General features: G+C 71.6%; 17 protein-coding genes and 1 pseudogene. 12 read left to right on the top strand and 6 right to left on the bottom strand.

The window, feature by feature from the left end:
- The first annotated feature begins 67 nt into the window (after positions 1-67).
- From OG900_01205 to OG900_01175, 7 genes are all read left to right on the top strand, one after another.
- Complete coding sequence (locus OG900_01205) at positions 68-3085, top strand: condensation domain-containing protein (protein ID WUH88879.1); 3018 nt, start codon at positions 68-70, stop codon at positions 3083-3085.
- On the top strand, positions 3082-4464 hold the full coding sequence (locus OG900_01200) for a class I SAM-dependent methyltransferase (GenBank protein ID WUH88878.1): 1383 nt from the start codon (positions 3082-3084) through the stop codon (positions 4462-4464). Before OG900_01205 ends, OG900_01200 begins: the two co-directional genes overlap by 4 nt.
- A complete protein-coding gene (locus OG900_01195) occupies positions 4461-4718 on the top strand; it encodes a phosphopantetheine-binding protein (GenBank protein WUH88877.1) in 258 nt (85 codons plus the stop codon). Before OG900_01200 ends, OG900_01195 begins: the two co-directional genes overlap by 4 nt.
- A complete protein-coding gene (locus tag OG900_01190) occupies positions 4715-7036 on the top strand; it encodes an amino acid adenylation domain-containing protein (GenBank protein ID WUH88876.1) in 2322 nt (773 codons plus the stop codon). The genes OG900_01195 and OG900_01190 overlap by 4 nt, the downstream gene beginning before the upstream one ends.
- Positions 7033-7782: a thioesterase domain-containing protein gene (locus OG900_01185; GenBank protein ID WUH88875.1), complete on the top strand. Its 750-nt coding sequence runs from the start codon at positions 7033-7035 to the stop codon at positions 7780-7782. The genes OG900_01190 and OG900_01185 overlap by 4 nt, the downstream gene beginning before the upstream one ends.
- 67 nt (positions 7783-7849) lie before the next feature.
- The gene (locus OG900_01180; GenBank protein ID WUH88874.1) at positions 7850-9085 is read left to right on the top strand and encodes an FAD-dependent monooxygenase; all 1236 of its coding nucleotides are present in this window, start codon (positions 7850-7852) and stop codon (positions 9083-9085) included.
- Positions 9082-11025, top strand: a complete 1944-nt coding sequence (locus OG900_01175; protein WUH88873.1) for a TetM/TetW/TetO/TetS family tetracycline resistance ribosomal protection protein — start codon at positions 9082-9084, stop codon at positions 11023-11025. The genes OG900_01180 and OG900_01175 overlap by 4 nt, the downstream gene beginning before the upstream one ends.
- Before the next feature lie 84 nt (positions 11026-11109).
- Here OG900_01175 and OG900_01170 read toward each other — a convergent pair whose 3' ends face one another.
- Positions 11110-13539, bottom strand: a complete 2430-nt coding sequence (locus tag OG900_01170) for a ricin-type beta-trefoil lectin domain protein (protein WUH88872.1) — start codon at positions 13537-13539, stop codon at positions 11110-11112.
- Between the two features lie 701 nt (positions 13540-14240).
- Here OG900_01170 and OG900_01165 point away from each other — a divergent pair.
- Positions 14241-15485, top strand: coding sequence for a serine/threonine-protein phosphatase (locus OG900_01165; GenBank protein ID WUH88871.1), 1245 nt, complete (start codon positions 14241-14243; stop codon positions 15483-15485).
- Positions 15486-15686: 201 nt separating this feature from the next.
- Here the strand turns inward: OG900_01165 and OG900_01160 are convergent, their stop codons facing one another.
- The 5 genes from OG900_01160 to OG900_01140 all read right to left on the bottom strand — a co-directional run bounded on the left by OG900_01160 (position 15687) and on the right by OG900_01140 (position 22010).
- Entirely contained in the window at positions 15687-17912 is a 2226-nt protein-coding gene (locus OG900_01160) for an ABC transporter permease (GenBank protein WUH88870.1), read from the bottom strand.
- Positions 17913-17920: 8 nt separating this feature from the next.
- Positions 17921-18628, bottom strand: a complete 708-nt coding sequence (locus OG900_01155; protein ID WUH88869.1) for an ABC transporter ATP-binding protein — start codon at positions 18626-18628, stop codon at positions 17921-17923.
- A 104-nt stretch (positions 18629-18732) separates the two neighbouring features.
- Positions 18733-19044 carry a hypothetical protein gene (locus OG900_01150; protein ID WUH88868.1) on the bottom strand — a complete coding sequence of 104 codons (312 nt, stop codon included), beginning with the start codon at positions 19042-19044 and terminating at the stop codon, positions 18733-18735.
- 552 nt (positions 19045-19596) lie between these two features.
- A complete protein-coding gene (locus OG900_01145; protein ID WUH88867.1) occupies positions 19597-20466 on the bottom strand; it encodes a hypothetical protein in 870 nt (289 codons plus the stop codon).
- A gap of 176 nt (positions 20467-20642) precedes the next feature.
- A complete protein-coding gene (locus OG900_01140; protein ID WUH88866.1) occupies positions 20643-22010 on the bottom strand; it encodes a PHB depolymerase family esterase in 1368 nt (455 codons plus the stop codon).
- A 296-nt stretch (positions 22011-22306) separates the two neighbouring features.
- On the opposite strand from OG900_01140, the gene OG900_01135 reads away from it, so the two are divergent.
- From OG900_01135 to OG900_01120, 4 genes and pseudogenes are all read left to right on the top strand, one after another.
- A complete protein-coding gene (locus OG900_01135) occupies positions 22307-22537 on the top strand; it encodes a hypothetical protein (GenBank protein ID WUH88865.1) in 231 nt (76 codons plus the stop codon).
- Positions 22538-22970: 433 nt separating this feature from the next.
- The gene (locus OG900_01130) at positions 22971-23300 is read left to right on the top strand and encodes a hypothetical protein (GenBank protein ID WUH88864.1); all 330 of its coding nucleotides are present in this window, start codon (positions 22971-22973) and stop codon (positions 23298-23300) included.
- 274 nt (positions 23301-23574) lie between these two features.
- Positions 23575-24639 (top strand): annotated as a pseudogene (locus tag OG900_01125) (right-handed parallel beta-helix repeat-containing protein).
- On the top strand, positions 24625-25110 hold the full coding sequence (locus OG900_01120) for a cellulose-binding domain-containing protein (GenBank protein WUH95576.1): 486 nt from the start codon (positions 24625-24627) through the stop codon (positions 25108-25110). Before OG900_01125 ends, OG900_01120 begins: the two are co-directional and overlap by 15 nt.
- Positions 25111-25182: the final 72 nt, after the last annotated feature.

The following is a 25182-nucleotide window of genomic DNA, read 5'->3' as shown; positions in this document are numbered from 1 at the left end:
CCGACCGGAGCCGGCGCCGCACCGGACACGCCACGAAACCCGCTCGCGACGTTGAGGACCCTCCAAAATGCAGACTTCCGCACCCCCGGTGGAGCGCACCTATCCGCTGACGCGTGCCCAGGAACGCCTCTACTTCCTCCACCAGCTGGACACCGAGGCCGGCATGTACGTCTTCCCCGTGCACCTGCGGTTGCGCGGACCGCTGGACGTCGCCGCGCTCGAAGGCGCGCTGGGCGGCGTCGTCGACCGCCACGAGATCCTCCGCTCCACGATCGCGGTCCGCGGCGACCGGCCCGTCCAGGTCGTCCACGACAGGACCTTCGCCCTGCGCCACCTCGACCTGCGCGACCGCCCCGAACCGGAACGGTCGCGGCGGGAGGACGAGGTGGTCTTCCACGAGACGAACGCGCCGTTCGCCCTGGACGCCGCGCTGCTGCGCGGCGTCCTGCTGCGCCGCGCCGACGAGGAGTTCCTGCTGCTCCTGGGGTTCCACCACATCGTCTTCGACGGCTGGTCGTGCGGCGTGCTGATGGAGGAGCTCAACGAGGGATACCGCCGGCACCGGCACGGCGGCCCGGCCGCCGCCGCGGAACCGCTCCCCCTGCAGTACGGCCAGTACGCCGCGCGGGAGGCGGCCGCCGAGGCCGCCGAACCGTGGGGGGAGCAGGAGGACTTCTGGAAGCGCCGGCTGACGCCGGTGCCGCCGACCCTGCGCCTGCCCACCGACCGCCCGCGGCCGGCCGCGCTCAGCGGCAGGGCCCACCGGGTGTGGAGCTACCTCGACGCCGGGCTGACCGCCGCGCTGGACCGCCGCTCGCGTGAGCAGCGGGCGACGCTCTACATGCTGCTGCTGGCCGCCTACCAGGTTCTGCTGGGGCGGATGGGCGGGCAGGCGGACTTCTGCGTGGGAGGGGCCGGGTCCGGGCGCCGCGACCCGGTGACCCACCCGATGATCGGAACGCTGGTCAACGAGCTCGTGTACCGCTCGGACTACGAGCCGGGGATCACCTTCGCCGAACTGATCGCCCGGGTGCGCCGCACCGCCCTGGACGTCTACCGCCACGACCGGTTGCCGTTCGAGCGGCTGGTCGAGGTGGTGACGCCCGCCCGCAGCCTGTCCCACCACCCCGTCTTCCAGCACGCGGTGACCCTGCAGCCACCGGGCCAGGACCTCGAACTGGAGGGAGTCAGGGCCGAGATCGTCGACACGGGCGCCGAGGGCAGCGCTCTGGACATCGCGACGTCCTTCCACCAGGAAGGGGACCGGCTCGCCTGCGTCGTGGACTTCTCAGCGGACCTGTGGGACCTCCCCTGGGGCGAGACCTTCACCGCCGACCTGGCCGCCGTCCTGCGGGCGCTGGCCGAGGACCCGGGGCAGTGCGTGGACGGCGTCGAGCTGGGCTCGTCGAGGCGCCGGGCCGGACCCGGGCCACGGCCGCCGGCCCCCGCGCCCGCGGCGCCCGCCGGTCGCCCGGCCGCGGACGACCTGGAGCGGGCCGTCACGGTGCTGCACGGCATCTGGAAGGAGGCGCTCGGCCTGGACACCCTGGGGCCGGACGAGAACTTCTTCGACATCGGCGGGGACTCCCTGCTGGGCCTGCGCGTCGTCGCCTCCGCGCGCAAGGCCGGCTACCCGATGCGGCCGCGGCACATGTTCCTCGGGCAGACGGTGGCCGACCTCGCGGCCCTGCTCGTGGCGGAGGTCGCCGGCGCACCCGGCAGCGGCGCGGCCGCGCCGGCGGCCGGCGGGGACGCGGCGGCCGCCGCGGACAGCGTCGTGCCGCTGCTCCCCATCCAGTCGTGGTTCCTGACCGGCCCCGACCCGGAGGCGGGCCACTACAACTACAGCAACCTTTTCGATGTCGCCCCCGGAGTCGACGCGTCCTTCCTGAGCGCCGCGATCGACGCGGCCCTCGACCACCACGACGCCTTCCGGCTGCGGTTCCGCCGTTCCGCCACAGGGCAGTGGACCCAGTCCTACGCCGCCGCCCGGCCCGGCGACGTCCTGCGGGTGTTCGACTTCTCCCCGATGGCGCCCGACCGCGCGGAGTCGGCCTTCGACCGCGCGGTGCGGACCTGCCAGTCCTCGGTGGACCCGGTCGGGGGACCGCTCGTGTCCTGCGCGCTGTTCACCCTGCCCGGGGACCGCAGGAAGCTGCTCGTCGCCGCCCACCACCTCATCATGGAACCGGCCTCCATGGGCATCTTCGCCGACGACGTCGTCACCGCCTGCGAGCAGCTGGCCCGCGAGGAGCCGGTCGAGCTCCTCCCGCAGGGATCGACCTACCAGCAGTGGGGCCGGGCGCTGGAGACGGCCGCCGGCTCCGCGGAGGTACGGTCCGAGGCCCGCTACTGGCGGCGGGTGGTCGAGTCGGCGCCCAGCCGCGTCCTGGTCGACCGCCCGGCCGGCAGGAACGACGTCGCCTCGCAGGCCACCCTGGCCGAGTCCCTGGACCTGGACGCCACCCGCGCCCTGCGCTCCGAGGTGACGGCCGCGACCGGGGCGACGCTCACCGAGATCGTCCTGGCCGGCGCCGCGGCGGCGCTGCGGCCGGTCACCGACGGCGGACCGCTGCTGATCGACTTCGAGACCCACGGGCGCAACGACATCGCCGAGACGATCGACCTGTCGCGGACCGTCGGCTGGTTCGCCGCCCTGTTCCCCCTCGCGCTGCCGGCCCCGGACCCGGCGCCGCTGCGGGAGCTGGACGGCGCGATGAGCGCCCTGCGCGGGGTCCCCCGCGGCGGCCTCGGATACGGACTGCTCGCCTTCATGTCCAAGGACCTGGCCCCGCGCCGCAACCGCGTAGGGGTGACCTACCTCGGTTCGGTCACCGGCGCCGACCGCAGGGACAGGGCGCTGACCTTCGCGGGCTTTCCCGAGCACGATCGCGCGCCGCGCATGATCCGCCCGCACGAACTGGAGATCGGCGCGATGATCGCGGACGACCGGCTCTGGTTCTCCGTCACCTTCAGCGCGGACCGGTACGCGGAGGACCGGATCAGGCAGCTCCTCGCGGCCATGCGCTCCTACTTCGAGCGGCTGACCGCGCAGGCGCGCCGGCCCGCGGAGGTGGCGCGATGACCTACGCCGGACCGCGGACGCCCCAGGACACCTGGGTCCGCCTGCTCGAAGCCCACCCGCGGGTGGCCGCCGCGCGCCTGCTGCCCGGTCCGCCGCCGCGTATCGAGATCCAGCCGCTGGCCGCCGTGGACGAGACGGTCGACGGATGGTCCTACCTGTTCGAGGACCTCTACGACCAGGGGGCGGACCGCGGCGGGGACGCACCCGCCCGGCAGCTGGTCGGCTGGATCGACGGCCTCACCGGCAAGCCGGTGCCGGAAGTCCAGATGCGCGAGTGGACCGACGCGGCAGTGGACCGGATCACCGCGCTGCGACCGCGCCGCGTCCTGGAGATCGGCGCCGGGACCGGGCTGGTCATGGGCGCCCTGCTCGCCGCCGCGCCCCTCGACGAGTACGTGGCCACCGACCTCGCCGCCGCGTCGGTCCGTGCGCTGCGGTCGATCGCCGGCCGGGCCGGCACCGGTGTCCGCGTGCGCGTCCACCAGGGCGCGGCGCACGAGGGGCTCCCCGCCTCGGAGTCGGGCGGCTACGACCTGGTGATCGTGAACTCGGTGGCCCAGTACTTCCCCAGCGTGCGGTACTTGGAGCAGGTCCTCGGCAGGGCGATCGGCCTGATGGCGCCGCGGGGGCACCTCTTCCTGGGGGACCTGCGTGACGCCACCCTGCTCCCGTCCTACTACCGGCAGCTCGCGGGCGACGCGGGCGCGGAGTTCGACCTCGAACGGCACCAGCGCCGGGACTTCGAACTCGGCCTGTCGCCCGCCTATGTCAAGTCGCTGGCGGGCGGCCTCGACGCGGTGACCGCTGTCGAGGCCGCGCCCAAACGGGGCCGCTACCGCAACGAGATGAACGTCTTCCGCTTCGACGCCGTCCTGCATGTGGGATGCCCGCCGCCCGGGACGAGCCCGCGTGAGCTGACGGCTGACGGCGCGCCGGTCCCGGCCGTCCGCCGCCACATCGAGAGCGGCGGCGGACCGGCCGTCTGGCGGGGACTGGCCAACGCCCGGCCGGGCGACCTGGGCGGCGACGCCGTCGACCCGGAGGACCTGTGGGCACTGGACGGGCTCCGCGGCTGGAGGGTCCGGGTGGGGTGCGCACCCGGGTCGGGTTGCGGCGCGCTGGAGGTGTGGGCCGGCCCGCAGCAGGCCCCGGACGCCCATTTCGGGCTGTCCCTTCCCAGCCGGGACGCGGCGGGCGCGACAGCGCAGCCGGCGCTGCCCGCGGGCCGGATCTGGTCCCTGCTGGACGACCTGCGGAAATACCTGGTCGCGGAGGGCGGTACGGCAGCGGCGGCGGACGGCCGCGTCCCCGCCCTCCAGGTCGGCAGGCTCTGCTCACCCGACGGCAGCGTGATCGGACAGGAGGGGGACCGGCCATGACCGAGCAAGTCGACATGAGCCTCCAGGACGTGGCGTCGATGGTCCAGGACGTCTGGGAGGAGGTCCTGGAGCACCGGGACTTCGGGCCCGACTCGGACTTCTTCGCCGTCGGCGGCAATTCCTTCCTGGTGGCGAAGGCGATGGCCGCGCTGTCGAAGCGGGTGGGGGTCCGGCTGCCCCTGCGGCTCTTCTTCGCCGCCCCCACCGTGCGCGGCGTCGGCCGGGCCGTCGCGGAGCAGTTGGGGATCCGATGACGACGACCTACCCCGACCCGGAGTGGAACGAGACCGCCGCGCCCTTCCCCGACCGCGCCACCCTCCCGGACCTGATCAGGGAGGCCGTCGCCCGGGACCCCGGCGCTCCGGCGGTCGGCGATGCCCACGGAACGAGGCTCACGTACCGCGAACTCGACGCGGCGTCCGACCGCATGGCGCGCCTGCTCTCCGAGACCGGCGTCGAACCAGGCGATTACGTCGCGCTGTTCAGCCGGCGCGACACATGGGCGGTGGTCTCCCTGGTCGCGATCCTCAAAGCGGGGGCCGCGTACGTGCCCTTGGATCCCGCGTGGCCCCGGGCCAGGACGGAGCGGCTGCTCACCGATCTCGGCGTGGCCTGCGTGGTCTCCGGGGCGGGCCGGCAGCGGGAGGCACAGCGACTGGCCGCCGAGGTGCCCTCCGTACGCGGGGTGGTCTGCCCCGGCCGTCCGGACCGGCCCGAGCCCGCGGCGGCGCTCGACGAGACGGCGGTGGCCGACCTGTTCGACTACATCGTCGACGACACCGACCGGGTCCGCGCCGCGGGGTTCAACGCCCGCGGCACGGACGCCTACCGCCTCCACGACGTCGAGGCGTACCGCGCGCACGTCGCCGGCCTGGCCCGCGCGGGCGCCCCGCGGCGGCCGGACGTCCTGGAGATCGGCTGCGGCTCCGGTGAGCTGGTGGACGAGCTGGCCGGCGGCGCCAACAGATACGTGGCGATGGACATCTCCCCGGTGTCGGTGCGCAAGGTGCTGGAGCGCCACGGTGAGGGGCGGCCCGCGATCGAGGGGGTCGTCGGCCCTGCCCACCGGGTCGGCGAGCTGGTGACCGGCCGGTTCGACCTGGTGGTGATGTCCAGCGTGGTGCAGTTCTTCCCCGACGCCGAATACCTGTACGACGTGCTGGACGCCGCGGTCCGGCTGCTGCGGCCCGGCGGCCGGGTGCTCCTGGGCGATCTGGTCGACCTCGACCACGAGGAGAACGCGGGCCTCGCACTGTCGCGGGCGTCGTTCGAACGCCTCGCGGAGGTGCTGCCCGCGGTGGCGCGGGTGGAGGTGCACGAGCGGGCCGGGACCGGGCTGGGCGGCGCGCTGGGCCACCGTTTCGACGTCGCCGTCACGGTGGCGGACCCGGCCGGCGCCCCCAGGGCGCGGACCTTCTGGACGGGCGCCGACATCGCGACCCGGCCTGCGGTGCCGCTGCCGGCGCCGACCACCCCGGAGTCGACCGCGTACGTCATCTTCACCTCGGGCTCCACCGGGGTCCCCAAGGGCGTCGTCGTGCAGCACCGGCCCGTGGTCAACCTCATCGCCTGGCTGCGGCGCGCCTACGGGATCGGTCCCCAGGACCGGTTGCTCGCGGTCGCCTCCTTCTGCTTCGACCTGTCGGTGTTCGACATCTTCGGCACCCTCGCCGCCGGCGGCTACCTCCGCGTGGCGGGGGAGGAGGAGCTGCGGGAACCCGACGTCCTGCTGGACCTCCTGGTCGAGGAGCGGATCACGATCTGGGACTCCGCGCCGGCGATGCTCGCGATGGTGACGCCCTTCCTCGGCCTCCGCGACGACCTCGACGGCGCGCCGCTGCGGCTGGTGCTGCTGAGCGGGGACTGGATCCCGCTGACGCTGCCCGGCGAGATCAGGGCGCAGTTCCCGACGGCGGACGTGGTCGCACTGGGCGGCGCCACCGAGTGCACGGTGTGGTCGAACCACTTCCTGGCCAACGACCTCGATCCGGCGTGGCCGAGCGTGCCCTACGGCGTCCCGATCGACAACGCGCGCTACTACGTCCTGGACGGGGGCGGTTCCCCGTGCCCGGTGGGTGTGCCCGGCGACCTCTACATCGGCGGGGACTGCCTGGCCGTGGGCTACGCGGGGGACGCCGAGCTGACCGGGGCGAAGTTCGTGCCCGACCCCTGGTCGCCGGCGCCCGGCGGCCGGATGTACCGGACCGGTGACCGGGCCCGCTGGTGGCGGAGCGGCCTGATCGAATTCCTCGGACGCGCCGACGACCAGGTCAAGATCCGCGGCTACCGGATCGAACTGGGCGAGGTGCGGAACGTGCTGACCCGGATGGACGGCGTCCGGGCCGCGGTGGTGCTGGCCGTGCCCGGTCCCGGCGGACAGCGGCTCGCCGCGTTCTACCGTTCCGGCGGCGTCACCGAGCGGCAGGTGCGCGACTTCGCGACGCGGGAGCTCCCGGCCTACATGGTCCCCGACCACCTGGTCGAAGTGCCCTCCTTCCCCGTCAACCCGGTGGGGAAAGTGGACCGGCCGGCGCTCGCGGCGCTGGTCGCCGGGAAGAAGGGGCGGCCATGACCGGACCGCAGAGCAGCCCGTGGCTGGTGGAGATCGCCTCCGCCCCCCGGGCCGGCCGCGACGAGGTCTTCTACGCCGTGCCGCACGCCGGTGCCGGCGCGGCCGCGGTGCGCGACCTGAGCCGCAGGATCGGGCGCCACGCCACCGCGGTCGCGGTGCGGCTGCCGGCCCGTGAGGCCCGGCTGTACGAGGAGCCGCTCCGCGATGTGCACCTGATCGCGGAGCAGGCCGCGGACGCGCTCGTCCGGCATGCCGCCGGCCGGCCGATCACCGTCTACGGCCACTGCTCCGGGGCCGTCGTGGCGTTCGAGATCGTCCGCCGGCTGGCGGACACCGACGTCCGCACGCTGTTCGTCTCCGCCCACGAGCCGCCCGACCGGATCCCCCGCGACGGGGTGTGGCGGTGGCCCCTCGGCCCGTTCATCAGGCGGGTCGCCGCCGACGGCTACGTACCCGACTTCATCCTTGAGGACGACGAGCTGCTGGAACTGCTCGTGCCCGCCCTGCGCGCCGACTACGAGGCGATCGAGACCTACCGGTCCGAGGGCGGCGCCAGGATCGGGGCCGCGGTGGTCGGCTTCCTCGGCACCGCCGACACGACGGTCGTCGAACCGGACTTCCGGGGGTGGTCCGGGTTCACCACCGGCGGGCTCGAACTCCACCGGCTGCCCGGCGGGCACAACCTGCTGCTCGACCACACCGACGACGTCGCGGACGCCATCATCTCCCGCTCGGGATGGGACTGATGCCGGCCCGCGCAGGCTCGGCGCCCGCCCGCGCCCGCCCCCGACGACAACCCGCTGGAGAGGCTCCGTGAAGGACGATGCCATGTACGACGTGCTGGTGATCGGCGCTCGCTGCGCGGGCGCGGCGACCGCCCTCCTCCTGAGCGAGTCCGGCCAGCGGGTCCTGCTGGTCGACCAGGCGGACTTCCCCTCCGACACCATGTCCACGCTCTACATCCACCAACCGGGAGTGGCCAGACTCGCCGAGTGGGGAGTCCTGGAGGCACTGCTGAAAACCGGCGTCCCCCCGCTGCGCCGCCTGACCCACACCATCGGGACGGTCTCCGTCGGCGGCCCGCTGCCCGGCTACGACGGCATCGACTACGCCCTCGCGCCCCGGCGCCACGTACTCGACCGGCTCCTGACCGACGCGGCCCGGGCGGCCGGCGCGCGCTTCAGGGCCCGGACGAAGCTGGTCGACGTGGTACGGCGGGACGGCCGGGTCGTCGGCGCGCTGCTGCGCGGTCCCGACGGGACCGTCTCCGAGGAGCGGGGCCGGGTCGTCGTCGGGGCCGACGGCATGCGGTCGACGCTGGCCCGCCGGTGCGGTTCGCCGACCACCACCGAGCACCCGCGCCGCACCTGCGTCTACTACACCGGCTGGCGGATGGGCGGCGACCAGGTGCGGCTGGCCGAGTCCCAGCACGCCTACCTCAGCGTCATCCCCACCCATGACGACATCTCGCTGGTCGCCACCTACGCTCCCCAGGCGGACTTCGCCCGCGCGCGCACCGATCCGATGGGATTCCACCTGGGGACGATCAGCACCCTGGCGCCCGACCTCCACGACCGGCTCCGGTCCGGACAGCCGGACCTGCGGCTGACCGGCACGGGGGACCAGCGGAACTTCTTCCGCCGGCCCGCCGGGCGCGGCTGGGCGCTGGTGGGCGACGCGGGACACCACAAGGACAGCATCACCGCCCGCGGCATCACCGACGCCTTCCGGCAGGCCGAGTCCCTCGCGGGCCTGCTGGCCGGGCGGTGCGGGTCCGACCGGGCGGCGGACGCCGCACTGGAGGAGTTCGCCCGGCGCCGGGACGGGATGCTGGCGGAAGGCTACGCGGCGACCCTCGCCGCCGCCGACCTCACCGTCACCGAACGCCGCCTGGCCGCCCACCGGCGCATCCGGGACTCCGCCGAACTCACCGAGGTCTACCTCGGCGTGCTGGCCGGAATGCGGTCGGCGGAGGCGCTGGTGCGGGACGCTCCCGGCGCACCGGACCCCGGGAGGCCACCGGTGACGGCACGCGGGGCGGAGCGTTGAGGCCCGCCGCCGGCGTGCTCAACCTCGGCATCCTCGCCCATGTCGACGCGGGCAAGACGAGTCTGACGGAGCGGCTGCTTTTCGAGTGCGGCGCGATCAGCCGGATGGGCCGCGTCGACCAGGGCACCACGCAGACCGACTCGGACGCGATCGAGCGCGCCCGGGGCATCACCATCCGGTCGGCCGTCGCGTCCTTCCAGGACGGCGACCGCCAGTACAACCTGGTCGACACCCCGGGGCACGCCGACTTCGTGGCCGAGGTCGAGCGTGCCCTGACGGCGGTGGACGCGGTGATCCTGGTGGTCTCCGCGACCGACGGAGTGCAGCCGCGGACCCGCGGGCTGTACCGCGTCATCGAGCGGCTGCGGCTGCCGACCGTGGTGTTCGTCAACAAGCTGGACCGGCCCGGCGCGTCCGGTCCCGAACTGCTCGGCGAGCTGTCCGGCAAGCTGGGACTGCGGCCGCTCGCCATGGGCGTACCGGTGCGCACCGGCACGGCCGACGCGGACTTCGAGCCGGCCGAACCCACCGGTGCCGGTACGCGGTGGCAGTGGGCCCAGGCCCTGGCCGAGAACGACGAGGAGATCCTGGAAGGGCTCGTCGCCGACCGCTGCCCGGAGCCCGCGGACCTGCTCCGTGCGCTGCGCGGCCAGACCGCCGCCGGCCTGGTCCACCCGGTCGTCTTCGGCTCGGCCATCACCGGCGCCGGCATCCGAACCCTGCGCCGGGTGCTCGCGGAACTGCTGGAGCCGCCGCCCGGCGGCGGTGACCTGTCCGCCTCCGTGTTCGCCGTCGGCCGGAACGAGCGGGGCGAGAGGCGTCCGCTGGTGCGCTGCTTCGGCGGTACGCTGACCGCCCGGCAGCACGTGGACGTCCACAGGGCCGACGGCTCCTCCTCCCGCGAGCGGATCCGCGGCCTCGACGTGGTCGCCCCGCCCGGCACCGGGCGCGAGCGGCTCACCGCCGGCCACATCGCGGCCGTCGGCGGCCCGGCGGACCTGCGCGTCGGCGACCGGCTCGGGATCGCGGACGCCCCGGTCCGGGGACGCCAGTTCCCGCCGCCGAGCCTTCAGGTCGCGGTACGGCCGACGGATCCGCTGAGCGCGCCGACCCTGCGCGCGGCCCTGCTCACGCTGGCCGAGCGGGACCCGACGATCCGCGCCGAGCAGGGACCTGACGGCGGCTCCGTCCTCCACCTGTACGGCCATGTCCAGCAGGAAGTGCTCCAGCAGACCCTGGCGGACGAGTTCGGCGTCGAGGCCGCCTTCGACCTGCCGGCCATCGTCCACCTGGAAAGGCCCGTCGGCGCGGGCTCGGCCGTCGAGCTGATCGGGAACGGCTTCCTGGCCACCGTGGGACTGCGGGTCGAGCCGGGCCGCGGCACGACCTACCACCGGACCGTCGAGTCGGGGGCGCTGCCCGCGGCTTTCCACGACGCGGTGCGGGACCGGATCGGATCGGCCCTGTCCCAGGGGTGCTACGGCTGGCAGGTGGTCGACATCCGCGTCACGATGACCCACTGCGGCTTCTGGGCGCGCCCGTTCTCCGCCGCGGGGGACTTCAGGGATGTCACGCCCTATGTACTGATGCAGGCGCTGGCGCAGGCCGGCACCGCGGTGTACGAGCCGCTGCACCGCTTCTGGGTGGAGCTGCCCGCGGACGGTTTCGGGGCCGTGACCAGCCTCCTGACCAGGAGCGAGGCGGAGATCGAATCCTGCCGCCAGGAGTCGGACGCCTGGCTGATCGAGGGCCGGATCCCGCTGCGCACGCTCCCCGGGGTACGCCGGCTCCTCCCGCCGCTGACGAACGGCGGCGCCTCGTGGACGTCGTACACGGACGGCGACAAGGCGGTCACGACCGACCCGCCCCCGCGCCGCGCCCGAACCGACGGGAACCCGTTCGACCGCACCGCGTACATGCTCTTCCTTTCGGACCGCTGAGCGCGGGCGCCGGCTCGCATCCTGTCGTCGCGAGCGCGCCCCGGGGCCGTCCCCGGGGCGCGCTCCGAAGGGATCACCCGGATGTCAGCTGCGGGTCCACTTCTGGTTGGCACCGCCGTTGCAGGTCCAGATCTCCAGCAGGGTGCCGTTGGCAGTGCCACTGCCCGTGGCGTCCAGGCACTTGCCCGAGCCGGTGCCGACGATCGTTCCGTCGGAGTTCAGCGTCCACTGCTGGTTGGTGCCGCCGTTGCAGTCGTAGATGTCGACCGCCGTGCCGTCGGCCGTGCCGCGCCCGCTCACGTCGAGGCACTTGCTCCCGTAGACGGTCAGTTGCTTGGCGGAGGTGAGGGTCCAGTTCTGGTTGGCGCCGCTGTTGCAGTCCCACAGCTCGGTGACGGTGCCGTTGGTCTGCGTGGCGTTGGGGACGTCGACGCAGCGGCTCGACGCCTGGCCCCTGATCGGACCCGTGCTGCCACCGCCGCCGTCGCCGCTGGTCGCGGTGACCGAGAGGTTGTCGAACATGTCGGTCTGGTAGCCGACGACTCCCAGCCCGACCTGGCCGGAGCCGTACGAGCCGTCCGAGGCGGAGCCGAGTGCGGCGCCGTCGAGGGTGGCGCTGATCTGGCTGCCGGTGAAGCTGAGCGAGGCCGTGTGCCAGGTGTTGAGGCCCAGCGAGGCGTGGCTGCCTGACGCGAGGGTGGTCAGCGTGCCGGAGGTGGTGCTCTTGACGATCGACCAGGATCCGGTGTTGCTCAGCCGCAGTTGGTACGCCGCCTGGTGCGACTGCGGCCGCTGCTGGGTGTTGGCCCGGCCGAGCAGGGTCACGGTGCCGGCCTGCTGGAAGTTCACGTCGGTACTGACCTTGTAGTTGCTCCAGGACGTGTCACCGAGCAGGCCGAAGGCGTCGCTGTCGTCCTGCCACTCGATCGGCCGCGACGGCGTGACCTGCTGCAGGCACTGGCCGGTCCTGCCGGCGGCGCAGGGGCGTACCTCGAAGGAGCCCTGCATGTCGGAGAAGTACTTCGCCTCGGCGCGGGAGGCGTAGGAGTCGTAGGTGTCGGTGTACGGCAGCGCCAGCGGCGCGGACGCCGGGCCGGCCTCCGTCCCCTTGCCCTGGCCGGTGGTGGTGGTCACCGAGTAGATGCGGTTGGGCTGCAGCGTCAGCGAGTAACTGCCGCCCGTCGGCGTGACGTCGGACTGCTTGACGAACCAGTTCGACGAGCTGGACGAGCCCAGGTCGGTGGACCACACGTGGACGGTGCCGGTGTTGAGCCCGCCCGTCACGTTGATGTTCACCGTCTGCGCCGCGGAGGCGGTGGTCGTCTCGTAGATCGTCGAGTAGTCGGTGCCGTTGGTGGACTTCAGCGAGATGTAGCTGCCGTTGGCGCGGTTGCCGCCGAGGTAGCCGGAGGCCGAGCCGGTCAGGAAGCGCCAGCCGGGCTGGGCGAACTGGGCGACCTGGGCGTTGGCCCACAGGCTCTTGCCGAGCTGGTAGGCGCCCGACCACGGCGAGGAGGCCACCGCCAGCGCGTCGGTGGCGAACGGCAGGTTCGGGGTGAGCGCGGCGACCAGCGGCCAGTTGATGAATCCGGTCATCTGCCCGTCCAGGTACCCGCGGGTGATGCTGCGGATGTACGGGGCCGAACCGGTCATGTAGTCCTGCGAGCCGAACTCGCTGGCCCACAGCGACTTGCCGCTCGCGACGGCATTGGAACTGGATGAGCACGAAGTCGCGGCACCCAGGTAGCCGCACGGGTAGTGCGCACCGACCACGCCGATCGCGGCCTTGAACGCCGGGTCGCTCTGGGCGTCGTCCGCAGCGCCCCACCCGAAGCTGTCGTCGGCGACGATCTGGACGCCGCTGTAGCCGTGGGAGTTGAGGGCGGTGCGCAGGTTCTCGTACCAGGTCTTGTTGTGCCCGCGCTCGTTCCACCCGCCGATGTAGCTGACCGGCAGCCCGTGCTGCTTGGCGCAGTCCAGCCACTGGACGTCGTAGTCGATCATGTCCTGGGACCAGAAGTTCCCGCCGCCGATCCAGCCGGGCGCGGCCCAGGGCAGAGCGACGATCTTGATGTTCGGGTTGCGGGCGACAGCCTGCTCGCCGAGCCAGAACTCGTAGCCCACGTTGCAGTTGACGTCACCGCGCGCGTGCTCGATGCTCGGCTCCGCGCCGTCGGTGGAGTTGGCGTCGCCGCCGATCTCCAGCTTCAGCAGCTGCACGGCGGCGCCGTAACCCGGCTTGAACAGGTAGTCCAGTATCTGCGAGCGCTGCGTCGCCGGGTAGTCGATGAGCAGCCGGGAGTTGCCGCCCCCGCCGCTGATCGCACCCACTCCGTCGAAGGCCCGGCCGGTGGAGGCGCCGTTGACGGTGATCGCCGTGGCCGCCTGTGCCGCGGGTGCGGCGGCCACCACGGCCCCGGTGCCGGCGGCAGCGCTGAGGAGAAGCGCCATCCCCAGGCGCAGCCATCGCCTGCCGGAGGTCACTCGGCGCGGTCGCCATCGAGGTGTGTTCATATGCCACGATCCTTTGCTGAGGTATGGCCCGGCGGTCGGCCCGAGGTGCGCCTGCGCCGGACCACGGGTCGGTACCCGTCCGGATCCGGGTCCAGCGGAGTCGTGCGAGTGTTAGCGCTCTCATGGGCGTTTCCGGCACGGGTGACGGCTGCTGCCTGCGGTGCTTTTCGTGGTGTTCGTCGCCTGGTGCCATAAGGCAGCCGATGCGTGTGGTGCTCTGTGTTGCTCAAGCGGTGGCTGATCGTAGGAGCGCCCCTGACGGCTGGTCAAGGGTTTTGTCCGGACCTGTTGTTCGACCATGTTGGATTCAGTGCGTAATGGCAGGTCGCTTCCGCTGTTCGGCCGCACGGCCGGAGGAGAAGGAGGCGGTTCGTCGTGATGCAGGCGCTCCCGTTCGTGGCGCCCGGCGAGACCGAGCCGGCGAACGCCGTCGGCCGTTCTGGGACTCCATGTGGTGGGGGCTGATTGGTGGGGCCGGTTCCAGGTGAGAGGCTTGTGGCGATCGGCCGGCCGGCTGCCCGTGGAGGAGCCGGGACGGGCGTGGTCGCGCCGGTGTCGTTCTTGCGGGCTGGAGGCCTGTGGGCCCGGTGGCATGTACTGGTCGATACGCGGGCCCCGGGTGGTCTTGCGCTTGCAAGGAGTGGGGTCATGGCGGAAGAGTTCGAGAGCGGCGCGACGAGTTCAGGGCTACGGCGGTGGAGATGACGCCGCAGCGCCTTGCGCGGGCCCTGACCGGGCTGCTGGAGGCCAGCCACACCGCACCGTTCGACCAGCTGCCCCGCCTGCTGGACACCGCGGCGAAGGAAGCGGGCGCGGGAGGCGTCCGGCTGTTCGTCGCGGACCTCCAGGAGGAAGTGCTCCGCGAGGTCACCGGGATCGGCCTGGACGCCGGCGGAGGCGGCCAGGAGTACCGGATCGAGGGCACCCTGCCCGGCCGCGCCTACCAGCTCACCGAGATCACCTCGCCGGCGAGCGGCGGGGCGTGCTGGGTGCCGGTGCGCGACGGCACCCACCGCCTGGGTGTCCTGCACGTCGAGTCCGGTCCGGGCCGCGGGGGAGGGCCCGATGAGGAGGTGGCGCGGGCGCTGGCGTCGATGGCCGGGCTGCTGCTGGTCTCCAAGCGGGCCAACAGCGACTCCCACGCCCGGTTGACCCGCGTCCGACCGATGGGCGTGCCGGCGGAACTGCAGTGGTCCATGATGCCGCCGCGCACGTTCTCCGACCGCCGGGCCACGGTGAGCGCGTTCATGGAGCCGGCCTACCAGGTGGCCGGGGACGCCTTCGAGTACGCGCTGGCCGACGGCATACTGCACCTGGCGGTGTTCGACGCCATGGGACACGACACCTCGGCCGGACTGACCGCCGCACTGGCGATGGCCACCTGCCGCAGCCACCGCCGCGCCGGCGCCACCATCCCCGACGCCAGCAGAGCCATCGAGGACACCCTGGTCGAGCAGTTCGGTCACACCCGCTACGCCACCGGCATCCTCGCCGACCTGGAGCTGGACACCGGGAAGTTCAGCTGGGTCAACCGCGGCCACCTGCTGCCGGTCCTCATCCGCGGCGGCCGCTGGGCCAGCACTTTGCACTGCCCGCCTGCCGGCCCGATGGGCAGCGGGTTCAACCTGCCTGTCGAGCAGAGAACCGAGCAGTTGGAGCCCGGGGACCGGCTGCTGCTGTTCACCGACGGCATCACCGAAGCCCGCGACACCGACGGGAAGGAGTTCGGGGTCGAGCGGTTCACCGACTTCATCATCCGCCACCACGCCGACAACCTCCCCGTCGACGAGACCCTGCGCCGCCTCATGCACGCCGTCATGGAGTACCACCACGACCGCCTGGAGGACGACGCCACCGTGGTGTTCTGCGAATGGCACGGTCCCGGTACCGCGGGAGGTGAACGCGACCGGCACGGGGCTGCCCCACGTCACCCGTCCCAAGCCTGAGCGGACCCCCAGGGGGCGTTCTTACGACCGCGCAGGGCAGCCGGCCGCTCGCGGTCAGGACCTCTTGGGTCACGATCCGAGGTGGGCACCGAGCCATGGCCTGCGGGCTGGAAACGCCGGCTCAGTCCCCTGTTCCTCCGTCCGTGCGCGTGGACGGATCACCGATTCGCGTACTGCGCTCGAGCGCCGGCGCTGTCCATGTCATGCCCGCCAGGTACGTGCCTGTCTCCAGGCGACACCGGCCGCCCACAGGCCCGACGCGGCGGATACGGCCAAGACCACGGCAACGGTCGATGCCATCAGTTCCGCGGAAATGTACGTGGTGCTTCCCGGTCTCGAAACCGGTCTGGCCAGCCAGGAGCCGACCACCGTACCCAGGAGTCCGGCGACGGCGAGCGGTGCGGTGATCGCCCAGGCGGCACTGCTGCTGAAGACGCGGTGCCCCCCGGTCAGAACCGTCAACGGAGCCAGCGCGCGGCCATTTCGCAGGAATTCGGCCATTGCGCTCACTCCGATGGCCAGGACCAGGATTCCGATGCCCAGCACACCGCACAACCGCACCCATCGGCCCTGGTCGCGGTCGGGGATGCTGTTGGTCAGCCACTCCTCCCCGGGGAATCGAACCTGGGCACCACGGGGGAAGGTCCTGAACGAGAGTTCCTTGAGCGCGGGAGCGGAGGGACCACGGGCGCCGGTCCCTATCACCACCAGGGTGCTGGTCTGGCTCGGTGGATCCGACTGCCGCGCGAGTCCGGCCTGGTCGGCACGCGTGACCTCCAGATACGTACCACCCAGTCCGTCCCAGCGGATCAGCTGCTGCATACGACGGTCGAGCACTTGGTCGACGCGAACCGCGGCGGCCGGACACGGCAGACGGAGACTCCGCAGAGCGGGGCAGCCACCCCGTACCGCGATCGGTCCGCCGCTCTCACCACTGGGCGGGGTCACCACGATCGGTGCGCTTCCCGCGGGCAGACGCCGGAGAAAGGCCTCGATGTCGGGTACGGACACCGTTCCCCTGGGGCCGATCTCGGAGATGCTCCTGTCGGAGTCGCCGAGGACGTTCTCGATCTGGGTGTTGTACGTTCCGAAGAGCCCCTGCCAGGCGATGGCCTGGGTGAAGACGATGAGCGCGACGATGACACCCGTGATCAGGCGGGCCGTGGCCGCCGGATAGGAACTGATCCGGCGGCCTCCGATCAGAGCGCCGGCCCAGCCCCGCTCCCGGCCCTTTCGCTCCAGGACCCGCCCCAGCCCGACGACGACGGCGGTGACCGCCGCGGGCATGGTGAGCACGACAAGCGCAAGACCGATCCAGGTGATCCACACCCGGTGCTCGCTGTTCTGGCCGGCCAGTTCCGGCCCGCGTGCTGCGAGCAGGATCGCCGGCGGACACAGCATCGCGATGCGCCGCTGCCACAGTCCGCGGGGCATCGCGCGGAACCTGTTCCCTCGCGCCCGGCCTGTCATCAGGTCCGCGATGACCGCGGAGCCGAGTGCGATGGCGAGTGCGGCAAGAGGAGCAAGGAGGGCGACCTCGGCGTACTGGCGCAGGTCCGCGGACGCGAGTGCGTAGCCGACGTACGGAATCCTGACATCGTTGAGCATGATCGCGGCGATGGCCGGAACCGACGCGACAGCGCCGAGGATCGTCGGCCGTGCCGTCTCCCCGATGGCAAGCAGCGCTCGGTCACGCCGCATACCTCCCAGCGCGTCCGTCAGCGCACGTCTGCGATCACGGCCGTGGGCTCCGGCGTAGATGCCGACGAACAGCAGGACGAGGCCCGGAAGGAGCAGGAGGCCCATGAGGTGGGCCTGGAACATCCACTCCGGCTTGTCGTCGTCGCGTGCGGTACCGGGCTGCAGGCCGTCGTTGGGCACGCCTGCCTCGGGGCCGAACCCCGTGACCAGCTCGACCGGGCGCTCGACCTTCATGTCCACCGCCGGGCGGATGTAGGCGAGCCACTCGCCCGGGTCTTCGAGGCCTTCCCGTCCGATGGTCCCGGCAAGCCGTCCGTAGCGGGTGGCGATTCCCTCGTGCGCGCCGGCCGCGAGCAGCCCTGGTGAAAGGACGGCCTCGCCCGGTTTCGGCCAATGGCCCACCCCGGGAGGGAGCGGGGCATCGGCCGTGTGCGGCTCGATGTACACGATGGTGAAACCCCGTCGGTCCTTCAGGTCGTCCGAACCGACCAGCCATGCGGTGGATTCCCTGGCGTCGACCCCCTGGGCCTGCCGGACCGGAGTTCTTGCCTCTCGCCGCACCTCCTTGCCGTGGTAAGCGGCGTGCGCGAAGACGAGGGCACCCATGCAGAGCGCGAGGACGAAGGTCGAGACAGCGAGGGCCGCGAACCGCGCGGGTGCCGCTTCAGAACGACGCCCCGCCTCGCGCCCTATGTACAGCAGGCGCCGCCGGAGACCGCCTCTCATCACCTTTTTCATGCCACTGTCGCCCGCCCGCCGACGGGAACCAGCGCGGCCCCCTCCAGATGCAGGATCCTGTCGGCCTTCGCCGCCACGTGCCTGTCATGCGTGACGAGCAGCAGTCCGCAGCGGTGACGTCGGGGAAGGCCGAAGAGCAGCTCCGCGGTGCGTTCCGCCGTATCCGGGTCCAGTGCGCCGGTGGGCTCGTCAGCCAGGAGCAGCGTGGGTGAGTTGATGAGCGCGCGGGCCACGGCGGTGCGCTGGTGCTCGCCGCCGGAGAGCTCCTGCGTCGTGGTCGCCCGCGGTACGCCCAGCTCATCGAGAAGGGCTTGGGCCCGCTCGAAGCTCCCCCTGCGGTCGGACCGTGACAGGAGCGCCGCCAGGGCCACATTGTCAAGGGGGCTCAGTTCGGGAAGCAGTTCGCCGAACTGGAAGACGGCGCCGATGGTCTCACTCCGCAGCTTCGCCAGTTGCGCGCGCCGCAGCTTCGTGACGTCGGTGCCCGCGACAAGAATGCGTCCGCTGTCGGGCTTTACCAGGCCGAGGACCGATGACAGCAAGGTGCTTTTACCCGAGCCGCTCGGCCCTGTGATCGCAACCGATTCACCAGGGCTGACGCTGAGATTCAGGCCATCGAAAAGCGAACGCTTTCGTATGGTGAAGTGGAGGTCCCGTATCTTCAATACGGGAGCGGGTGGGAGCCCAGCGTCGAGATCGGTCATTTGGCGCGCTTTCGGGTAGATATTGCGAACGGCCTCCGCGATCGCGTCGCGAAGGAGCGTCCGGGGGCAGGGCGTCGTGGCCTCTGCCCCCGACGTTCATGACATCAGCGGCCGTCGCCCGGTCGGTCGTCCGGGCCGCACTGGTCCGGAGTCAGGGAGATGTTGAGGCAGCCTGTCACCTTCTGCACGTAGTTGCTGGTGCTGCTGCTGCTGTACACGGTCGTTCCGTAGCCGTTGGTGTCGTCCAGTCGCAGGCCGTGATTGCTGACGCGGTCGTAGAGCGAGTAGACGCCGTTGCCGTCGGAGCAGCCGTCCCTGACGCCGACGTTCGCGTTGTTGTTGCTCAGCAGGCTGAAGCTGTACACCCAGTAGGAATACGCGCTGCCGGAGCACTGCAGGCCATACACGGAGGTCACGTTCTCCCCGGCGTTGGCGTGTGCCGTGGCACCGCTCCCCAACAGGGCTCCCGCGATGGCGACGCTTGCCGCGACCGTCCCAAACCTTTTGACCGTCTGCACGTTTTCTCCTGTTCGATGGTGCTGCCCAGTAGGTGCGATCGGAGACCACCGATCACAGCCGGATCTGCCGCATTGAGACGGACCAGGCGTCCGCGATTCAGGTGGCGGAAACGACGCCACCTGATGAAAGTAATTTGGCGCTCCAAGTAGTCCGGCTTGCGACAGCACAGGATCCTAGGCCGCATCAGCCGCCGTGGGAAGATATTTTCGGAGGAGGGGAAAATATGAGTAGCCGTCAGTTCGCCGATGTGTATTCCGTTTCCGCGTGGCGGGCTCTATTCGAGGCCGGGGCAGACGGAGGGCCCGGCTTTCGCGTCGGGTGGGCGCCGGATTCCACTTCGCCGGTGGTGTGGCGCGGTGAAGACTCAGGCGACCGTTCTCAACGGCGGTCCCAGCGCGTTCGAGGCCGGCGCGCCGCGCGTCCCGGGCGGAACCGGACAGCCGGCAGGGTCACCCGGACCGCAGAGTCCTCCGGAGCCCGTGGTTCTCTCCACCAGAGAACTCCGCCTCCGAGGACGATCGGCCGGCGCAGCGCGGGCGACCTCCGCCCAGGAGGTGACCTCCGGGCAGTACCCGGTGGACTGGTCGCCGCTGACCTCGCTCACGGCCCACCGGCCCGACATAGCCGGTCGGACCAGTCGGCTCGGACTGGAAGCCGCCCTGCCACGAGTAGACCGTCCGGTACGCGGCCGTGCAGCCCCGGCCGGTGCTCCCCCCGGTCGAACCTGTGGATGTACCCGTGCTCGTACCCGAGGTCGTCCCGGACGTGGTGCCCGAGGACGTTCCGCTCGACGTGCCCGACGTGGAGCCGGTCGACGTGCCCGTGCTCGTGCCGGTCGAGGTACCCGACGACGTGCCGCCGGTCGTGCCGGTGGTGCCGTCGAGGCCGAAGAAGTGGATGGCGTACGCAGCCATACCCGTACGCGGCAGTTCATGGCCGGCGCCCTGGATGCTGTACGCCTCGACGTCGACCCTGCCCGAGGAATCGGCGAAGCGGCTGCGGTTCCAGCCGGATTGCGGGGTGTCGGTGGAGGTGGGTGTCTGGCTGAGCCCGAAGACGTCGGTCCACTGCTTGATGTCTTCCTGCAGCAGCTGGTACGGCACGAGGTTGTCCGCGGTGCCGTGCCACAACTGGATCGGCGGCCGCGGGCCGTTGTAGCCGGGGTAGGCCGCCCGCACCGCGTCACCCCACTGCTGTGCGGTGCGGACCATGCTGCCGCCGGTGCACTTGCTGGTGCCCGGCGGGTAGTCGGCCGCGTTGGCGAAGCGGCCGAACGGCACCCCGTCCGGCGTCGACGTGAATCCCGGCGACTTCTCCATCGACCCCACCCCGCCGATCACCGACAAACGCCTGCGCCGCCGCTGAAGCCCGCTCGCCGGAGCAGGCGCGCACCCGTACCCGGAGGAGACCGTCGCTGCGGCCTCCTCCGGACTGCCGCCCGGCGCCTGCCGTCGGGCGGCTACGGGTGGCTGAACGAGAGGTGCGTCGGAATCGGCTATCCGAGAGTCCACCGCTGGTTGTTGGCGCCGTTGCACGACCAGAGTTCGACCAGGGCGCCGTTGGCGGTGGAAGCTCCGGTCACATCCAGGCACAGGCCGGACTGGACGCCGGTGACCGTGCCGTTGGAGTTGATGTTCCACTGCTGGTTGGGCTGACCGTTGCAGGACCAGGTGACCACCTTGGTGCCGTTCGTGGTGCCCTTGGCATTGGCGTCCAGGCAGAGCGTGCTGCCTCCGACGGTGACCGTCAGCTCGTTCGACGAGTTGTGCGTCCAGGTCTGGTTGGCCCCACCGGAGCAGCTGTATATCTGCTGCTGGGTGCCCAGCACCGTGGTCGAGTTGGGGTCGTCCAGGCACTTGCCCGCACCCACCGCGTGCAGCGCCCCCGTGGCGCCGCCGGTTCCGCCGCCGGTGGAGCCGCCGCCGTCCAGCCCCATGAAGTGAATGGCATAGGCGGCCATCGGTGTGCCCTGGATCGGCAACTGGTGCCCGGCGCCGGCGATGCTGTAGGCCTCGACCTGCGTAGTGCCCGAACTGTTGTTGTACCGGGTGCGGTTCCAGTTGGTGACCGGGGTGTCGTTCGACGACGGGGTCTGGCTCACCCCGAGGACGTTCGTCCACTGTTTGATCTCTTCGCCCAGGTTGTTGTAGTTCAGCGTGGTGTCGGCGGTGCCGTGCCACAGCTGCACGCGGGGGCGCGGCCCGGTATAGCCGGGATCGGCGGTGTTGCGCACCATGTCGCCCCACTGCTGCGCGGTCATGGACACCTGGCCCCCGGCGCAAGGCCCGTTCCAGCCGCGCGACGTGCCGGTGTAGAAGCAGTGGTAGGGCACACCCATGAACGCCGCGCCCGCCTTGAACACGTCCGGGTAGTCCGCGAGCATCACGTTGGTCATCATCCCGCCGGACGACTCGCCGGTGACGTAGACGGCGTTGGGGTTCCCGCCGTAGTGCTGCTCGGTGTACGTGATCATGGACATCAGCCCGACCGGGTCACTGCCGCCGCCGCGCGTCAGCGCCTGGTTGGACGAGACGTCCCAGCAGCTGCCGCCCGGGTTCGTCGAGGGATAGATGACGATGAAGCCGTACTGGTCGGCCAGCGATCCGAAATCGGTGCTGGAGTAGAGGTAGGGCCCGGAGCCCTGGCACCCGTGCAGCGCGAGCAGGACCGACGGGTTGGCCTTGACGTTGTTCGGCACGTACACGTACATCTGCAGGTTGGTCGGGTTGGTGCCGAAGTTCGTGATCTGTGTCAGTGAGGCGGCGGCAGCCTGCGGCGCGGCGGGCAGACCCAGCCCGAACGCGGCGCCGACCGCCAGGAGCAGGCTGAGCAGGCGGAACTTCAGATACCAGGATCGCAGCATGGGATCTCTTCCTCCACGGGCTGTCGTTGGCCAACCTGGGTCCGGACGTGGGGTGGTACGCCTCGAAGCGGATGTGAGGTTCTCGTCTCCCGGGATCCTCCTGCCCGTCGTCGGTTCGCCCGGGATTGTTAGCGCTAACATTCTGTGATCGGCTTCCGTCACTCCACGCTCGTGACCCAGTGGGTTCGGGACAATGACGCTGCCCCAGTGCCCGCGACCTGTCAAGGATTCGCACCGGCTCGGTGTGGACGCCCCCCTGGTGCCAAGACACCCAGCGGCGACCCGGCGACGGCCGTGTGTGCTCCGCCGGCACCGACCTGGTCGCCCGCCGCCGGACATCGGCAGACTTCCCGCGCTCCCAGGTCGGCGCCCTCCTCGCCTGCGACCTCCTTGAGGCCGTCACCCTTTCCGGGGCACGACTCCATGCCTTCGCGGCGATCGGGCTCGACAGCCGAAGGACCGGACCCCGGCGCCACCGCCCACCCTCGTCGGCCCTGGCCGCCGGCTTCCGCCACCGCTGGGCCTGAGCCGCGCCTGTCGCGGGCGTGTCGAGCACTCCGGGGGTCGAAGCGCTTCGACGATCTACGCCCGATGTCTTGTCAGTAGCGGGAGTTGGTCCTAGCTTCGTCACCTGAAGCGCTTCCGTCCGTGCCGCGCCCGCTCGCAGTGCGATACGGCAGTAGTGAGTGTTAGCGCTCACGCAATTCATCGTGCCTCACCCCCCACCTCTGAGGACGGTCAGATGTTTTCCCTGTCCTGCGGGCCGGCCCTGACCTCGGCGCCGGCAGGCGCGCTGTGTGCCCTCGGCCCGACCGCCGCTCCCGCGTACGCGGGGTGCGTCCCGCCGTCGGTGCCGCGCTCGCCGTCGCGCGCTCCGGGGCGCAGTTCTCCACCATCCAGGCCGCGGTCAACGCGGCCGGCGGCGGGACGTACGGCACGGAGGGGTAGGCGACCGTCCACGTGAAGGCCGACGGCTTCACCGCGCAGCACCTCACTTTCCGCGACCTGTCCAGCCGCCAGGCCAACCCCTCGGCGACCGGCACCCAGGCGGTGGCACTGGCCACGGAGGGCGACCGGCAGAGCACACTGCCCGCGGCGATCAGGACCGAGGGGCCGTGGACCGGTGTCTCCGGCGCCGCCTGGACGCCGGGACGCTACGGCGAGCACGCCGACACGGGCCCCGGCGCGACCGTCGACTCCGCCCGCTCGCAGTTGCCCGCAGCCAACGCCGCCGCCTTCACAGCCGCCGCCTGCCTCGCGGGCGGCGACGGCTGGAACCCGGCGCAGTGACCGCCGCCTCCGGCCGGACCGGCACGTCCGGGCCGTCCGGCGGGAAGGCGGCGGCCCGTGTCGCACCCCGGACCCACCCAGCCCTTCGAAAGGTCTCGCCACCATGAAGCATGTTCGGATCCTCCCTGCCTGCCCGCCGGACCCCGGGGGCTCTCCCGCCAGGTCCCGGCTGCGTACAGGCAGCCTCGCCGCCGCTGCCGCGGCGGTGGTCGCGGCAGCCGGTCTGACCGTGCTGCACCCCGCGGTCTCGCAGGCGGCCCCTGCCGTGAACAGCAACGCGCTCTACGTCGCACCGTCCGGCACGGCCGGCGCGTCGGGTTCGCAGTCCGACCCCACCACGCTGGCGTCGGCGGTCACACGGATCACCGCCGGCGGCACCGTCTACCTGCGTGGGGGCACATACAACCTCGCGCAGAAGGTCACCATCGCCGCCGGCAACAACGGCACGTCCAGCGCCCGCAAGGAGATTTCGGCATACCCCGGGGAGACCCCGGTGCTGAACTTCTCCGCGCAGAGCGAGAGTTCCGCCAACCGGGGCCTGGAACTCAATGGTTCGTACTGGCACCTGTACGGGCTGACGGTCGAGCACGCCGGCGACAACGGCATCTCCGTCGGGGGCAGCAACAACATCATCGAGCGCACGGTCACCGCCTTCAACCGCGACTCCGGCCTCCAGATATCCCGGGCGGACTCCAGCACCTCGATCAGCGGCTGGCCGTCCAACAACCTGGTGATCAGCTCCGAGTCGCACGACAACGCCGACTCCGACGGCGAGGACGCGGACGGCTTCGCCGCCAAGCTCACCGTCGGCACCGGCAACGTCTTCCGCTACGACGTCTCGCACAACAACATCGACGACGGCTGGGACCTGTACACCAAGTCCGACACCGGCCCGATCGGCCCGGTCACCATCGAGAATTCCCTGTCGTACGACAACGGCACGCTGTCCAACGGCGGCCAGGCCGGCAGCGGCGACCGCAACGGCTTCAAGCTCGGCGGCGAGGACATCAAGGTCAACCACATCGTCCGCAACAACATCGCCTACCACAACGGCCATCACGGCTTCACGTACAACAGCAACCCCGGGGCGATGACGGTCTCGGGCAACGTCGGCATCAACAACACCGAGCGCAACTTCTCCTTCGACGCGGGCACGTCCACCTTCCGCAGCAACACCTCGTGCCGCAGCGGCTCGGGCACCAACGACAAGGTCGTCGGCGACGCCGACAGCTCCAACCAGTTCTGGTCCGGCGTCAACGGGTCGCGCTGCGGCAAGTACAGCGGGGCGCTGGGCTGGTCCTTCGGCTCCGACGGCACCCTCAACGTGACCTTCGGCGGCAACCCCGCCACCGGTGGCACCACGACCACCGGCGCAACGACCACCACCGGCGGGTCCACAACCACCGGGACGAGCACCGGGACGACCACGGGCGCCACTACGGGCGGCACTTCGACGAACGGCGGGTCGACCACCGGCGGCACCGGCACCGGCCCGAGCTGCACGGCCGTCTACGTGCCCAGCACCTGGCCCGGCGGATTCACCGCCAACATCACCTTGACCAACACCGGTTCCACCGCCGTGAACGGGTGGACGGTCGCCTTCGCCCTGCCCTCCGGCCAGGCCGTCACCAGCACCTGGAACGCCACCATCAGCCCCTCCTCCGGCGCGGTGACCGCCACCAACGTCTCGTACAACGCCCAGATACCGGCGGGCGGCAGCCAGTCCTTCGGCTTCCAGGGCACCTACACCGGAAACTTCGCCCAGCCCGCCCCCTTCACCCTCAACGGCACCGTCTGCGCCGCGGGCTGACCACCCGGTCGACGACAGGTCCCGGGCTCGGGTACAGGTGGGGGGCATTGCCAAGCTCAAGATCACGCGCGT

It is taken from the genome of Streptomyces sp. NBC_00433, assembly GCA_036015235.1.
Taxonomy (GTDB): domain Bacteria; phylum Actinomycetota; class Actinomycetes; order Streptomycetales; family Streptomycetaceae; genus Actinacidiphila.
The sequence above is the reverse complement of the archived record's forward strand: the minus strand, read 5'-3'. Positions and strand labels throughout refer to the sequence as shown.